Source organism: Collimonas antrihumi, assembly GCF_018304965.1.
Lineage (GTDB): Bacteria > Pseudomonadota > Gammaproteobacteria > Burkholderiales > Burkholderiaceae_D > Collimonas > Collimonas antrihumi.
This window is the reverse complement of record NZ_JAGQED010000012.1, coordinates 63,787-79,320: the sequence shown is the minus strand read 5'-3', so window position 1 is coordinate 79,320 and position 15,534 is coordinate 63,787. Positions and strand designations below refer to the sequence as shown.

General features: G+C 56.5%; 11 protein-coding genes. 5 read left to right on the top strand and 6 right to left on the bottom strand.

The annotated features are described in order from the left end of the window. Nucleotides 1–16: 16 nt before the first annotated feature. The gene (locus tag KHU29_RS12430) at nt 17–1,003 is read right to left on the bottom strand and encodes a D-2-hydroxyacid dehydrogenase family protein (protein WP_211453114.1); all 987 of its coding nucleotides are present in this window, start codon (nt 1,001–1,003) and stop codon (nt 17–19) included. Between the two features lie 401 nt (nt 1,004–1,404). Between KHU29_RS12430 and KHU29_RS12425 the strand changes: the two genes are divergently transcribed. Continuing rightward, nucleotides 1,405–3,297 carry a phosphoenolpyruvate carboxykinase (GTP) gene (locus tag KHU29_RS12425; RefSeq protein WP_211453113.1) on the top strand — a complete coding sequence of 631 codons (1,893 nt, stop codon included), beginning with the start codon at nt 1,405–1,407 and terminating at the stop codon, nt 3,295–3,297. Between the two features lie 302 nt (nt 3,298–3,599). Here KHU29_RS12425 and KHU29_RS12420 read toward each other — a convergent pair whose 3' ends face one another. Beyond that, entirely contained in the window at nt 3,600–3,917 is a 318-nt protein-coding gene (locus tag KHU29_RS12420) for a hypothetical protein (RefSeq protein ID WP_211453112.1), read from the bottom strand. A gap of 413 nt (nt 3,918–4,330) precedes the next feature. On the opposite strand from KHU29_RS12420, the gene KHU29_RS12415 reads away from it, so the two are divergent. Continuing rightward, on the top strand, nt 4,331–5,296 hold the full coding sequence (locus KHU29_RS12415; RefSeq protein ID WP_092413126.1) for a LysR family transcriptional regulator: 966 nt from the start codon (nt 4,331–4,333) through the stop codon (nt 5,294–5,296). 150 nt (nt 5,297–5,446) lie between these two features. Here KHU29_RS12415 and gntK read toward each other — a convergent pair whose 3' ends face one another. Further along, a complete protein-coding gene (gntK, locus tag KHU29_RS12410; protein WP_211453111.1) occupies nt 5,447–7,003 on the bottom strand; it encodes a gluconokinase in 1,557 nt (518 codons plus the stop codon). Nucleotides 7,004–7,426: 423 nt separating this feature from the next. Between gntK and gntR the strand changes: the two genes are divergently transcribed. Further along, on the top strand, nt 7,427–8,461 hold the full coding sequence (gene gntR, locus KHU29_RS12405) for an HTH-type transcriptional regulator GntR (RefSeq protein WP_211453110.1): 1,035 nt from the start codon (nt 7,427–7,429) through the stop codon (nt 8,459–8,461). A gap of 42 nt (nt 8,462–8,503) precedes the next feature. Here the strand turns inward: gntR and KHU29_RS12400 are convergent, their stop codons facing one another. Then, nucleotides 8,504–9,874, bottom strand: coding sequence for an amidohydrolase (locus KHU29_RS12400; RefSeq protein WP_211453109.1), 1,371 nt, complete (start codon nt 9,872–9,874; stop codon nt 8,504–8,506). A gap of 245 nt (nt 9,875–10,119) precedes the next feature. On the opposite strand from KHU29_RS12400, the gene KHU29_RS12395 reads away from it, so the two are divergent. Then, entirely contained in the window at nt 10,120–10,599 is a 480-nt protein-coding gene (locus KHU29_RS12395; RefSeq protein ID WP_211453108.1) for a hypothetical protein, read from the top strand. Between the two features lie 29 nt (nt 10,600–10,628). Here KHU29_RS12395 and KHU29_RS12390 read toward each other — a convergent pair whose 3' ends face one another. Both KHU29_RS12390 and KHU29_RS12385 read right to left on the bottom strand, forming a co-directional pair. Next, nucleotides 10,629–10,940 (bottom strand): hypothetical protein, encoded by a 312-nt coding sequence (locus KHU29_RS12390; protein WP_211453107.1) that lies wholly within the window; start codon nt 10,938–10,940, stop codon nt 10,629–10,631. Nucleotides 10,941–10,987: 47 nt separating this feature from the next. After that, on the bottom strand, nt 10,988–11,446 hold the full coding sequence (locus KHU29_RS12385) for an Lrp/AsnC ligand binding domain-containing protein (protein ID WP_014008389.1): 459 nt from the start codon (nt 11,444–11,446) through the stop codon (nt 10,988–10,990). 360 nt (nt 11,447–11,806) lie between these two features. On the opposite strand from KHU29_RS12385, the gene putA reads away from it, so the two are divergent. Next, nucleotides 11,807–15,487 carry a trifunctional transcriptional regulator/proline dehydrogenase/L-glutamate gamma-semialdehyde dehydrogenase gene (gene putA, locus KHU29_RS12380; protein ID WP_211453147.1) on the top strand — a complete coding sequence of 1,227 codons (3,681 nt, stop codon included), beginning with the start codon at nt 11,807–11,809 and terminating at the stop codon, nt 15,485–15,487. The last annotated feature ends 47 nt before the right edge of the window (nt 15,488–15,534 follow it).

Genomic DNA, 15,534 nt, shown 5'->3' with positions numbered 1-15,534 from the left:
GGCATGCATGCCCACCCTACAACAACGCGTCTGGATTCAGGACGTTCTTCGGCGTACCACTCGCGAAATCCACAACGTTCTGGAATGCGGCGCGGAAGTATAGCTCGTAGCTGTCTTTTTCGACATAGCCAAGATGCGGGGAGGCCAGCACGTTTTCCATCCGCAAGAGCGGCGAGTCCGGCGCCAATGGTTCGGTTTCGTATACATCCAGCGCGGCATAACCGGGCCGGCCTTGTTGCAAGGCCGGCAGCAATGCGCCGTCGGCAACCAGTTCGGCACGGCTGGTGTTGACGAAAATGGCGCTGGGTTTCATCAAAGCCAGATCGGCGGCTTCGACGATGCCACGGGTAGCGTCATTCAAGCGCAGATGCAGCGTCAAAACATCAGCCTCGGCAAAGAACTGATGTTTCGAATCTGCCGCCAGACAACCGTCTTTTAACGCGGCCGCACGGCTCGCTTCGCGGCCCCAGACCAGCACGCGCATGCCGAACGCCTTGCCGTACGCGGCAATCATGCGGCCGATTTTTCCATAACCCCAGATCGCCAACGTCCGCCCTTTGAGCACGGTGCCGAGTACATTGTTTTGCGGCGTCGCCGAAACCGATTGCCATTGCCCTTGCTGCAGATTGCTGACATAACGCGGAATGCGGCGGCTGGCCGCCATGATCAGGGCCCATGTCAGCTCGGCCGGTGCGGTCGGATCGCCGACGCCTTCGACGATGGCGACGCCGCATTCGGTGGCCGCCTCGACATCGATATGGCCGCTGACTTTTCCGGTCTGGGATAGCAATTTCAGCTTAGGCAATTTTTGCAGCAGCGCTTTGGAAAAACTGCTGCGCTCGCGTATCAAAACCAGCGCGTCGAAAACGGCCAGGCGGATTGCCAGTTGACCGACGCCGCGCGCGGAATTGTTGAACACTTTGACCTCGTGGCCATCCAACATCTTGAAACAGTCGAGATGGCGGACACAGTCTTGATAATCATCCAGTACGGCAATTTTCATAGGAGCTTTTTGATATTTAAATTGCATAAAAATAAAGAAAAACCGCTGCCACGTAATAAAGCAACAGCATCCGGAAAACGGGAAATACCTTACTACAATAGTTGGTCATTTTCACTACAAATCAGGTGTACAATCGGCCCACTTTTCCCGGGATAGAGGCTACTCCCCCGTTAAAACCAGCAACATCGCTCAAAGGTGTGCGGCCTGCATTACAGCAAGAATCACAGCAAGGCCTGCAGTAAAACCAACACGATGCTTGTTGATCGATAAATGATAACGCTAACTAGCCAGATAGCTCGCAACAAGCGCACCAGAATTCAACCAGCCGACATGGCAAGTCAATCGACTACAAGCCGCTGGCAAGAAAAAGATTTCTTTATTGGTATTGGAGGTAGTTTTTCATGAATCAACCACGCATGGGTGGCATCACCACAATCAATGCTCCAGCATTTGTCAAACAGCAAAAACTGATCAACTGGGTAGCCGAAGTCGCGGCCCTGACAAAGCCTGACCAAATCTATTGGTGCGATGGTTCGCAGGCTGAATACGATCGCCTCTGCAGCGAAATGGTGGCTGCCGGCACCATGAAGAAGCTGAACCAGGAAAAACGCCCTAACAGCTATCTGGCATGCTCCGATCCGTCGGACGTGGCGCGGGTCGAAGACCGTACCTTCATCTGCTCAGCCAGCAAGGAAGACGCCGGCCCGACCAACAACTGGACCGACCCGGCCGAAATGCGCAATACGCTGCACGGCTTGTTCGATGGCTGCATGCGAGGCCGCACCATGTACGTCGTACCGTTTTCGATGGGCCCGCTGGGTTCGCCGATTGCACACATCGGCGTTGAACTGTCCGACTCTCCTTACGTCGCCGTCAACATGCGCATCATGACGCGCATGGGCAAGGCTGTGTATGACGTGCTCGGCAGCGATGGCGAGTTCGTGCCTTGCGTGCACAGCGTCGGCGCGCCGTTGGCAGCCGGTCAGAAGGATGTCGCCTGGCCATGCAATCCGACCAAGTACATCGTCCACTATCCGGAAACCCGCGAAATCTGGTCTTACGGTTCCGGCTACGGTGGTAATGCATTGCTCGGCAAGAAATGCTTCGCCTTGCGTATCGCCTCGACCATGGGCCGCGATCAAGGCTGGCTGGCCGAACACATGCTGATCCTGGGGGTCGAATCGCCCGCAGTAAATGGTAAACCTGGCAAAAAGCACTATGTGGCAGCGGCTTTCCCTTCGGCTTGCGGCAAAACCAATTTCGCCATGCTGATTCCACCTGTCGGTTTTGAAGGCTGGAAAGTCACCACCATCGGCGACGACATCGCCTGGATCAAACCGGGCGCCGATGGCCGCCTGTATGCGATCAATCCGGAAGCCGGTTATTTCGGCGTTGCGCCTGGCACCAATGACAAGACCAACCACAACTGCATGGCGTCATTGCGTGAAAACACCATCTTCACCAACGTCGCCCTGACCGACGACGGCGATGTCTGGTGGGAAGGCATGACCAGCACCGCGCCAGAGCACCTGATCGACTGGCAGGGCAAGGACTGGACGCCTGCCATCGCCAAGGAAACCGGCGCCAAGGCAGCGCATCCGAATGCACGCTTTACCGTGGCGGCAACTCAGAATCCGGTGATCGACGCGGCTTGGGACGATCCGGCCGGTGTGCCGATTTCGGCCTTCATTTTCGGCGGCCGCCGCTCCACCACCGTGCCGCTGGTAACAGAAGCCCGCAACTGGGTTGAAGGCGTGTACATGGCTGCCACCATGGGCTCGGAAACCACCGCTGCTGCGGCCGGCCAGCAAGGTATCGTACGCCGCGATCCGTTCGCGATGCTGCCGTTCATCGGCTACAACATGAGCGACTATTTCCAGCATTGGCTGACGCTGGGCGAAAAGCTGGCTGCCCAAGGTAAACAAAATGCAGTCGAGTTGCCGAAGATTTTCTGCGTCAACTGGTTCCGCACCGGCGCCGACGGTAAATTTGTCTGGCCTGGCTTCGGCGACAACATGCGTGTGTTGAAATGGATGCTGGACCGCCTCGAAGGCGGCCATGGCCAGACTGGCGGCGTTGAGCACTTGTTCGGCGTGACGCCGCGTTATGCCGATCTGAGCTGGGAAGGTTTGAATTTCAGCGAAGAGCAATTCGATCGCATCACTGCTATCGATAAAGCTGCCTGGAAAGCGGAAACCGCGCTGCACACAGAACTGTTCGACAAGCTGAAATATCACTTGCCGAAAGAACTGGCAGACGTGAAATTGGCGCTGGAAAAACAGCTGGCCGACTAACGCCTTATACCGCAACAAACAAAAACGCCCGCAGCGTAAGCTAGCGGGCGTTTTTTTATGTGGCTCTGCAGTCAAAAAACCCCCTGCTGACGGTTAGCCGGCAGGGCGAATCTTTCCATCGCGGGAAAGAGGAGACGTCAGAAATTCAATAGTGGAGATGGCTTAACGGCGTATTACAGGCCGTTCAAACCCATCCAGGCTGAAACGCGCGTTGCCGCGGCGCGCAGCCATTGCATCACAGCGAAAGTAGGGAAGCCGTCTTCGTCAAAGTATATGTATTGGTGCATAACAACTCCTTGTAGTTAATCGCGACCGGCCAGCAGTCGCAGTTCAGCTGCCAGGCTTGGCTGACTGAGTGCATGGTCGTTAGCCATGCGGCGTACTAATTGCTGCCCGTTGAACTTGCTGCGGGCAATCCGCTGGTCCAGCGATTTGCGCGGTTTGACCAACATCAATGCAGCACGCAAGACCCCCATCCAAAGCGGTTTGAAATACACCATCAAGGTCGCCAACGCTCCCACGCCCAGCAATGGCCGCACTGCGGCAGCAGCGGCGGCAAGCAGCGCCGATACGTCGAACAAAGCTATTTCAGCAGGCAGGGCAAAAGCGAATAAAGACATACGACTACTTTTCAATGATGATGTTGCATTGCAGTATATTCATTACTTAGCGAGCTATCCAATTATGATTTTGGATATCAGTTATGTGTTCAACGAATAACGTTCGGTATCTGTCAAAAAAATCCGTCGTGCACATCAAATAGGCAATGTCTGTAAGATTAAGCCTGACAGAGAGGGTTTGCATTATTTTGGTTTCCCTCCAGCAACCATTACAGTTATCAGACATAATCTCAACTGATAGTCGCTTCATATTGCGTTTATGTTGTTGTGCAATATTTTTGCAGCACTTGAAATCTGTCATTGCGCTTTCATATAACAGTTATAAAATCTGTGAATATTGCATTCAGGCTAAATTTTTCAGCCCCGTTTTCAGTACAAATTCAGTCCAAAAATAATTAACATTAGATCCGACCATGAGTTTTTTAACGCTTGATTTAAATTTGCTGCGTGTCTTCGATGCCGTCATGACCGAGCAAAACCTGACACGCGCCGCCAGCCGCCTGGCAATGACCCAACCGGCGGTGTCGAATGCCTTGAAACGATTGCGCGATACGCTCAACGATGAGCTGCTGATCCGCACCGCGCACGGCGTCAAGCCGACCCAGCACGCCGAAGAATTGTGGCCGGTGGTAAGGCGCGCGTTGACCGACCTGGAAACTGCGATCACGCCAGAAACTTTCGATGTCTCGCGCGCCCACACGACCTTCCAGATGGCCATGGCGGACGCCACCGCAGCGTTGTGGCTGCCGGGACTGGTGCGTACGATCGAACGCGAAGCACCGCAACTGAATCTGCGCATGGTGCCGCTGACAACCCGCGATCCACGCCAGATGCTGTTGCGTGGCGATGTCGACCTGGCGGTGGGATTTTTCCCTGGCGTTGCGGCCCAGCTGGCCGGCGGCCAGACTACCAGCGCCTCGCCGATCCATCATGAGCGGCTCTACACCGGCGAATATGTGTGCGTGATGCACAAGAAGCATCCGCTGGCCAATCAGGTGCTGACCCTGGACAATTACTGCGCATCGCATCATCTGCTGGTAAGTTTTTCCGGCCGGGCGCATGGCTTGATCGATGAAACCCTGGCGGCGATGGGGCGCGAGCGGCGCATCCTGCTGACCGTCAATCAATTCTTCACGGCCGGCCGCGTGGTTGCCAGTTCCGATCTGCTCACAGTGTTGCCGCGCCACCTGATTGGCGCAACCGGCATGACCGAAGAACTGGTGGCGCGCGAACTGCCGTTCCCGACACCAGCGGTCCATGTCGATATGCTGTGGCACGAGCGCGACTCCCGCAATCCGGCGCACAAATGGCTACGCGCGCATTTGAGTGAAACCGCCCACGAGAAATTCAGCTTGATTGATCCGGAAGATGAAGATTAAAAGACTGTAACGGCAACTGGTAGGGTGGGCACGCCTTTGTGCCCACGCGGAATTCACATCACGTACATGCGTCTATTTTCCGCGCCGTAAGGGCCCGCACTCCGGTTATCGCGGTCACGCATGGGCAAAAAACGTTGCCCACCCTACGCCTTATCGGACTTGAACCGCCGTCTCACGCTGAAACTGCGATAACTGCCGGTATTGCTGCTCCAGCTGCTTGGGAATGGCGGCATAGATCGGCCACAGACGGCGATACAGCGCCACATTCTCTGGAATCGGCAGATGCTGGTGCGTCGCGCCGACCATGCCGCCGATGGCATCCAGCGAATCGATTTTCCCCAGGGCGTACAAACCCAGCACGGTGGCGCCGAGACAGGATGACTCGACGCTTTCCGGCACCACCACTTCGCGCTCGAAAATATCCGCCATCATTTGCCGCCATAAGGCTGAACGCGCAAAACCGCCGGTCGCCATCATATGAGTGGTCGGTCCGATCAGGTCTTCTACGGCCGGCAAAATACTGTACAGGCTGAAAATTACGCCTTCCAGCGCGGCCCGGATCATATGCGGTTTGCCGTGATGCATCGCCAGCCCGAAATAGGATCCACGCGCATCGGCATTCCAAAGCGGCGCGCGCTCACCTGCCAGGTAGGGATGGAACAGCAATCCTTCAGCGCCGGCAGTCACTGACTCGGCAATCTTGGTCAACGCTTCATACGGATCGAGCCCGGCTTCCTTGGCGGCGGCAGACTCGGCGGTGGCCAGTTCATCGCGCACCCAGCGGAAGATGCTGCCGCCATTGTTGGTAGGGCCGCCGACTACCCAGTGTTTGGCTGTCAGCGCATAGCAAAAAGTACGGCCGGCGGGATCGGTCACCGGCTTGTCTATCACCGTCCTCATCGCCCCCGAGGTACCGACAGTGACGGCAACCTGGCCCGGGCCGATGGCATTGACGCCGAGATTGGATAGCACGCCATCGTTGGCGCCGATCACGAACGGCGTCGACGATGACAAGCCCAGCTGCTGCGCCATGGCTGGCGCCAGGCCGCTCAGGTAGTGCGTGGTCGGCACCAGTCGCGATAGCTGTTGCGGGCTGATGCCGAGCATCTGCAACGCACCCTGATCCCAATCCAGCTGCTGCAAATTGAACATGCCGGTGGCGGAGGCGATCGAGTGATCGACCAGCCATTCGCCGAACAGGCGATACAACACATATTCCTTCATACCGACAAACCTTGCGGTGCGTCCGAACAGCTGCGGCTGGTCGTGCCGCAGCCACATGATTTTGCAGAGCGGCGACATCGGATGAATCGGCGTACCGGTGCGCAAATAGATCGCATGGCCATCCAGCTCGTCGCGAATCCGGTTGGACCATTCGCCCGCGCGATTGTCAGCCCAAGTGATACTGTTGCTCAATAACGCGCCGTCCTGATCCACCGCAATCACGCTATGCATGGCGGCGCTGAAGGACACCAGGGCGATCTCTCCGGCGGCGACCTTGCTGCTGCTGACCGCATTCTGGATCGCGCTGAGCACCGCGGCGTAAATCTGCAGCGGGTCTTGCTCAGCCATGCCCGGCGTGGTGCATAACAGGGGATATTCCACCGCATGCTGCGCCACGACCTGTCCCTGGGTGGTGAACAGCACCGCCTTGGTGCTGGTGGTGCCGATATCTACGCCAAGCATGTATTCTGGCTGATGTTGCATGAACTACCTCGTGATGGAATATGCAGATGTAAGGAAAATTAGCCGGACAGGCCGCTATCCTGGATTTGGCCGGTCATTTGGCGAATCGCTAGCCTCACCGCCTCATTGTAGTGCTTGTTGGCGGCTGTGCAGTGGCTGTAATCGGTGGCTGTAATCAGTGGCTGTAATAACACTTTATAAGGTAGCGCTATCATATGGATGATGAGTATATCGGGATGCGATAGCGTGGCGCGACTGCATCATTCCTCCAAGGAGACTATATCAATGTGCCATGCCTTGCGTGTAACATTGGCTGCGCTAGCCAAATGGACAAGATTCCGCTACCGCGCACAAATATCCGAAGATTGACCGGATAATGCGTACAGGAAACGGCTGCCAGCTAAATACAAAGTACAACGAGACTATAAGAATGCCATTTCGACCATGAGCGCCCCGGAACTCAAACAGCAACGCCATAGCCGCGCCAGCGGCAGGGTAACTATCGTCGACGTCGCCCGGCTAGCCCGCGTCAGCCCGATGACGGTATCGCGCGCATTGAAAACGCCAGCGCTGGTGCAACTGGAAGCACGGGAACGGATTGCGGCGGCGATCAAGCAACTCGGCTATGTGCCGAATCAAGCTGCCAGCACGCTGGCCTCGGCCAAATCGCAAGTGATCGGCGTGATTGTGCCGTCGCTCAGCAACTCGGTTTTCGTGGAAACCCTGACCGGGATCCGCGACAGCCTGAATCAGCACGGCTACAAATTCCTGATCGGCGAAAGCAGTTACTCGCAGGAAAAGGAAAGTCAGCTGATCAGCACTTATCTGGCGCATGCGCCGGATGGTTTTTTGCTCAGCGGCATAGAACAGCAGGATGTGTTGCGCGACCAGCTGGCGGCGCACAATGTGCCGGCGGTGCGCATGTTCGACCTGAATCCCGGCTGCAGCGAAGTCACTGTCGGTTTTTCGCATGAAGACGCGGGCTACAGCATCGCCCGCCATTTGATCGAGCGCGGCTACCGCCAACCCGGCTTCCTCGGCGCCCAGCTCGATCCGCGCATGATGAAACGCCGGCATGGCTTTCGCAAGGCGCTCGCCGAAGCCGGCATAGCCGCCGACGTTGAAGTATTGACGCCGGCGCCGTCGACGGTAGAGCTCGGCACCAGGATGCTAGGCCAGATCTTGCAGCAAACTCCCTCCTGCGATGCGGTGTTTTGCTGCAATGACGATCTTGCACTTGGCGTCTTGTTTGAATGCCAGCGGCGCGGCCTCTCGGTTCCCGGCCAGATGGCGATTGCCGGCTTTAACGATTTGCCATGGTCGGCCTACGCCAATCCCGGCATCACCACGATCGTCACGCCGCGTTACGACATCGGCTTTACCGCCGCCCAGCTGCTGATCAAGATACTCAGGCGCGAGGTGGTGGAAACAACCAGTGTCGATCTCGGTTTCCGGTTGGCGATACGCAGCAGTACCTGAATTGGCGCTACGTTAAATCAAGCTATCCTCAACCTTTCCGATTTAACGTGGCGCAGCAGCATTCGCATGCAGGTAATCGGTCGCCAGCGAAGCCATGGTGCGCACCCCGACTACCAAAGCCGATTCATCCACAAAGAATCCCGGATTGTGATTCGGCGCAGCCTTGGCCATATCCTGGTCGCGCGGCGTGATGCCCAGGAACACAAACAGGCCTGGCACTTCGTTGGCAAAGAAAGAAAAATCTTCAGCGCCGCCGGACAGCGCACCCTGCACCACATCATCCTGTGCCGCCCAACGCAATGTCGGCTCCATCTTGGCCGTCAGGACGGCATCGTTGACGGTCGGGTCGTATTTTTCGACGATGCTCACTTCCGCTTTGGCGCCGCCGCTCTCGGCAATTTTTTCTACCGTCTGCCGTACATCGGCATGCAGCTTTTTCCGAATCCCCGCGTCATAGGTACGGATGGTTCCGGTCATGTCGACGGACTGTGGAATAATGTTGTCACGGGTGCCGCCATGGATCGTGCCGATGCTGACCACCGATGGGAATGTTGAAATATCGGTCCGGCGGCTGACCACTGTTTGCAAGCCGACCAATGCTTCGGCGCTCATGATAATCGGGTCGATACCAGCCCAGGGAACTCCGCCATGGGTCTGCCTGCCAATCATCTTTATGTGCAGATCGTCCGAACTGGCCGTGGTCGGGCCGGCGCGATAAGTGATCTGGCCGGCCGGAATCCCGGCAAGCACATGCAAGCCAAATACAGCGTCCGGCTTGGGCGACTTCATTACGCCTTCCTGCACCATCATCTTTGCGCCCCAGGTATTTTTACCATCCGGGACAAAGTCGCCAGGGCCTTCTTCCGCCGGCTGAAAATAGAACACTACGGTCCCCGGCAAGCGCGCCCGCATGCCGCTCAGGATTTTGGCGGTCGTCAGCAACATCGCGGTATGCGTGTCGTGACCGCAGGCATGCATCAGATCGACTTCCTTACCCAGATAAAGCCCCTTGCTGCGCGAGGCAAACGGCAAATTGGTTGTTTCCTTGACCGGCAAGCCGTCCATATCCGCACGCAGGGCGACGGTAGGGCCGGGCAAAGCGCCTTTCAGTATCGCTACCACACCGGTGCGCGCGACACCGGTCTTGACCTCCAGCCCCATTGCCCGCAATTGCGCAGCCACCAGTGCGCTGGTGCGCTTCTCGGCGTTGCCTAGTTCCGGGTGGGCGTGGATATCGCGCCGTGTTTCCAGCATGGCTGGCTCCAGCGCCTTGGCCTGTCGGGCGATCTCGGTTCTTGCCGCTTCCGCGCCTGCGGACGCGGCAACCGGTTCCGAAGCCGCAATCGCCGCAGGACCACTTAAGCTGCAGATCACGACGAGCAATAATTTACGTGGGGTGCCCGGTAATTTCATAATGTCTATCCTCCGAATTAGTTGTTTTGATATAAAAAACACAACTAGTGTTGCACACTCTTCGGAGTTATAGTTGTTTTACATTCAACTCGAAATATAAGGGCGACGTCACGTGCAGCTTAATTTCCACTTTTAACTTTTTGTTAAAAATTGTGGGCTAGCGCACGAATCGATGGTCAATTTGTCAAGATGCAAATTCCTCGACACACTGGATAGTTAAACAATAAATAACTATTTTGAATGCGATGAAAACCTGGCGTTATATTTATCTGCTAATCTGGCTTATAGTTGCGACCTGTTTTTTTTCAGGTTTGTGGCTTGCATTTGCCGAGTCTCTACCGCAATTGCCTGATGGCGTTTGGTATTGGTCTGCCCGAATTTTAGGGAAGAGCGAGGACCTTGCGTCACTTGTCGGTTTTGTCTACGCTTTCATCATCGTTACTGTAATTACAATACCGGTAGCGATTCTTTGGAATCGAAGATTCCCAATTCAACAATTATCTAGTTTGCCATGTCATCCAGCGGAACGGATCGTCCGTATCGTCCTCATCAGCTTCGCTGTTTTTGTATGGTTAGGGGCAATTATCGGCGACACTTATTTCCCTCTTCCGGAAAATCATAGAGCAAATTTTTCTGATGGACTTCCCATATTACTTATCGCCAGCGCAGCGGCAATCATCTGTGGCAACTACCATCGAAAAATGTCGCTAAAACCCGCGCAATAATCTCTTTCCACTTATTGGCATATACCACCTCAACCGCGCCGCACCCACGTCACCTTGCCAGCAGCAATCCCCAGCGTGCGCCGGGCTTCCTGATAATCCATGGTCCCGGCGAATTGCTCTCCATCGCGTTCGCCGATGCGCCAGACGCAGCCGGACAACAGCGCTACGGCTTGCTGTTCGGTCTTGCCTACCAGTGCGCTATCTTCCTGTTTGTCTGCCGCGCAGCCCGATGATGAATTGCTCGCATGGGTTTCGGTTTGCGGGGTTGGCGCGGGTTCATCCATAGTCGTACATCCTTGCAGAGCGGCGAAACATGCCGCGGCTAATATCAGTCGATTCATGGTCGTTTTCCGTAGTTACAGTAGTTCAATGGATTTTCGGCAATATGTCAGCGTATCGGCAATTTAGTGGTGTGCTTGACCTCTTCCATCACCGCATAAGTGTGCGTCTCGCGCACGCCCTTGAGCTGCAGCAGCGATTTGCCTAGAAACTCGCGATAGGCGTTCATGTCCTTGACGCGCGCCTTGACCAGATAATCGAAGCCGCCGGCCACCATGTGGCATTCCAGCACTTCCGGGATGATTTGCACGCTTTGGCTGAATGCTTCGAATACTTCCGGCGTGGTGCGGTCCAGCACTACCTCGATAAACACCAGTAACGCTACGTCCAGCAGCTGCGGATTGAGCTGGGCCGTGTAGTGCAAGATATAGCCGGCCTCCTGCAATTTGCGCACGCGCTCCAGGCAGGCGGCGGGCGACAAGTTGACGCGGGCCGAGAGATCGACATTGCTGATACGACCATCATTTTGCAATTCGGCCAGAATTTTCTTACTTATCTTGTCTAGCATGGGATGTTTTCTGAAAAATTTTATTCGGTTAAATTTTCTCACCAATAACAAAATTTTGATAGCGGCCATTATTACCAGAATTAATCCATGCCGATGCCGCCTACAATCGAACAACTTAGATTTCTACCGAAACTAAAACGACAATGCCAGCGAGCAAATCTGCGGCCGGGCGGCGATGTTGCCATTCCTGCAATGCCAACTGCGGGCAGAGTCAGCATTATCGCCCGGCAGCAGGTTGCTTACGGCTTGTGGGAGCAACCACAAGTTGACACCATAATTATCCTTACCGAGACCGAGACAATCGCCATGCCGCCGCTACCGCCGTCATCCCAGCCATCCAGCAATACTCCTTCCGCCACCATGTTCAGCACTGCATTCACCGCTTTTCACCACGAAGTCATGACCGATCCGACGCCATTGCGCGCCGCCATCACCGCTGCTTACCGGCGCGATGAAACACTGGCCGTGCAGTGGCTGCTGGCGCAGGTGCAAACCAGCGCCGGCTCGCATGCTGCCAGCCAGGCGCTGGCGCGCAAGCTGGTGCAAGCGGTGCGGGAAAAACGCACGCGCGCTTCCGGCGTCGACGCTTTGATGCATGAATTCTCGTTGTCTTCGGAAGAGGGTGTGGCGCTGATGTGCCTGGCGGAGGCGCTGTTGCGGATTCCGGATCACCAGACCGCCGATCGCCTGATCGCGGACAAGATCAGCAAGGGCGACTGGCGCAGCCATCTGGGCGAATCACCGTCGATGTTCGTCAATGCCGCTACCTGGGGCCTGCTGATTACCGGCAAGCTGGTGGCCACCAATAGCGAGCGTGGGTTGGGCTCGGCGCTGACCAAATTGATCGGCCGCGGTGGTGAACCGCTGATCCGCAAGGGCGTCGATGTGGCCATGCGCATGCTGGGCAATCAATTTGTCACCGGCCAGACCATCGCTGAAGCACTCGACAACAGCCGCGACAATGAAAAGCGTGGCTATCGCTATTCCTACGATATGTTGGGCGAAGCGGCTTTGACGGAAGAAGATGCGGCCGCCTATTACCGCTCATATGAAGATGCGATCCATGCCATCGGCAAGGCTTCGGCTGGACGTGGCATCAAGCAAGGGCCGGGGATCTCGGTCAAATTATCGGCGCTGCATCCACGTTATTCGCGCGCGCAACGGCAACGTACCATGGAAGAATTGCTGCCACGCCTGAAACAATTGCTGCTGCTGGCAAAACAGTACGACATCGGCTTGAATATCGACGCCGAAGAAGCCGATCGCCTGGAATTGTCGCTGGACTTGATGGAAGCGCTGGCGTTCGATCCTGAACTGGCCGGTTTCGACGGCATCGGTTTTGTGGTGCAGGGTTATCAGAAACGTTGTCCTTTCGTGATCGATTACCTGATCGACCTGGCGCATCGCAGCGGCCGTAAATTCATGGTGCGGCTGGTTAAAGGCGCTTATTGGGATTCTGAAATCAAACGCGCCCAGGTCGACGGCTTGTCCGGCTTCCCGGTATATACCCGCAAGGTGTACACCGATGTTTCGTACCTGACTTGCGCACAGAAATTGCTGGCGGCGACCGCTGTCATTTATCCGCAATTTGCTACGCATAATGCGCATACGCTGGCCACCATCTACAGCTGGGCGCAAGAAAAAAATATCACCGATTATGAATTCCAGTGCCTGCACGGCATGGGTGAAACCTTGTACGACCAGGTGGTCGGCAAGGATATGCTGGACAAGCCTTGCCGGATCTACGCACCGGTCGGTTCGCACCAGACTTTGCTGGCTTACCTGGTACGGCGTTTGCTCGAAAACGGCGCCAATTCTTCTTTCGTGAATCAGATCGTCGATGAAAATGTGTCGATAGATTCGCTGATTGCCGATCCGCTGCAAGCCGCCCGGGAACTGGGCGGCGAGCCGCATCCGCAGATTGCATTGCCGACGGCTATGTACGGTGCGGAACGCAAGAATTCGGCCGGCCTGGATTTGAGCAACGAAGAAGTCTTGCGTCAGATCGACAGCGCTTTCGGTGTCTTCGGCAAGCAGCAATGGCATGTCGCGCCGATGCTGGCCGAGCCACAAACGTTCAATCAGGCTGCGCGTCCGGTATTGAATCCGGCCGACCAGCGCGACGTGGTCGGCAGTGTGATCGAAGCCAGCGTGGCCGATGTGGATAAGGCATTGCATGCCGCCAGCGTCTACGCCATGGATTGGCAAACCCTGCCGCCTGCGGAGCGCGCCGACAAACTGGATCGCGCCGCAGCTTTGTTCGAAGATAATCAGTTGGAATTGATCGCCTTGGCGATCCGCGAAGCAGGAAAATCGCTGCCCAACGCTATTGCCGAAGTGCGCGAAGCAGTCGACTTCTTGCGCTACTACTCAGCACAAGTCCGGCATGCGCAGAATGCGCTGGCGCTGGGGCCGGTGGTGTGTATCAGCCCATGGAATTTCCCATTGGCGATTTTCACCGGCGAAGTCAGCGCTGCGCTGGCGGCCGGTAACGTAGTGTTGGCCAAGCCGGCCGAACAAACACCGCTGATCGCCGCGCGCGCAGTACAACTGATGCATGACGCCGGTGTGCCGCATGCCGCCTTGCAATTCTTGCCAGGCCAGGGCGATACCGTTGGCGCTACGTTGACTGCCGATGCGCGCGTCAAGGGTGTGATTTTTACCGGCTCGACCGAGGTTGCGCAAATCATCAATCGCACCTTGGCCAAACGTTCGCTGGCGGAATCGATCGATTTACCGTTGATCGCCGAAACCGGCGGCCAGAATGCCTTGATCGTCGACTCCAGCGCATTGCCGGAGCAAGTGGTGCAGGATGTGCTGAGTTCGGCTTTCGACAGCGCCGGCCAGCGTTGTTCAGCCTTGCGCGTGCTGTGCCTGCAAAACGATATCGCCGATCGCACCCTGCATATGCTGAAGGGCGCCATGCAGGAGCTGCAGATCGGTAATCCCGATCGTCTGAGTACTGACATCGGACCGGTGATCGATGCCGAAGCGCAGGGACAACTGCTGGCGCATATCGAAAAGATGCGCGCCACAGCGAAAGATTTCTATCAATTGCCGCTGCCGGCCGAACAAAGCAACGGCACTTTCGTGGCGCCTACACTGATCGAAATCGGTTCCATGTCCGAGTTGAAGCGCGAAGTATTCGGCCCGGTATTGCATGTGCTGCGTTATGCGCGCAGTGAGCTGCCGCAACTGATCGATGCCATCAACGGTAGCGGCTACGGCCTGACCTTGGGCATCCATTCGCGTATCGATGAAACCATCGATTTCATCGTCGGTCACGCGCACGTCGGCAATATCTACGTCAATCGCAATATCGTCGGCGCGGTAGTCGGCGTGCAGCCGTTTGGCGGCGAAGGAAAATCCGGCACCGGGCCGAAAGCCGGCGGTCCGCTGTATCTGAAACGCCTGCAACGTAATTCTGCCGTCTCGCTGGGTGCGCACACGATTCACGCACCGAATGCCGACGCCACGATCGCGACACCGGTGCTGCAAGCCTTGCTGAGCTGGGCACGGACCCACGGCCATCAACGCATAGCGGCGCTGGGCGAGGAATACATGCATGCCAGCTGGCTCGGTACTTCGCTGGTGCTGCCGGGCCCGACCGGCGAGCGCAATAGTTTGTCGTTCGCACCGCGCGGTGCGATTCTGTGCAGTGCGGATAACGTCGGCACCATGCTGAATCAACTGGCTGCGGTTTTCGCTACCGGCAATTTGCCGGTGGTCGAAACGGCTTCGTCTGCGATGGTCCCGGAAGGTTTGCCACGTGCAGTGCGTGCCGCGATCCGGGTGGTCGACAAGCTCGCCGGCGACGACCATGCTACGCGTCTGCAATTGGCTCTGGTCGACGGCGCAGGCACTGCGCGCTTGCGTCCGTTGCTGACTGCGCTCGGAGAACAAAGCGGGGCACTGGTGCCTTTGCTGGAGACTTCGGAATACGCCTCGATTCCATTGTGGCGCTTGCTGGCCGAACGCGCTGTTTGCGTCAACACCACCGCTGCCGGCGGTAACGCCAGCCTGATGACTTTGCAGGCTTAGGCGCATAGAAAACGTCGAATAAAAATCGAATAGCGACTGGTGAAAAC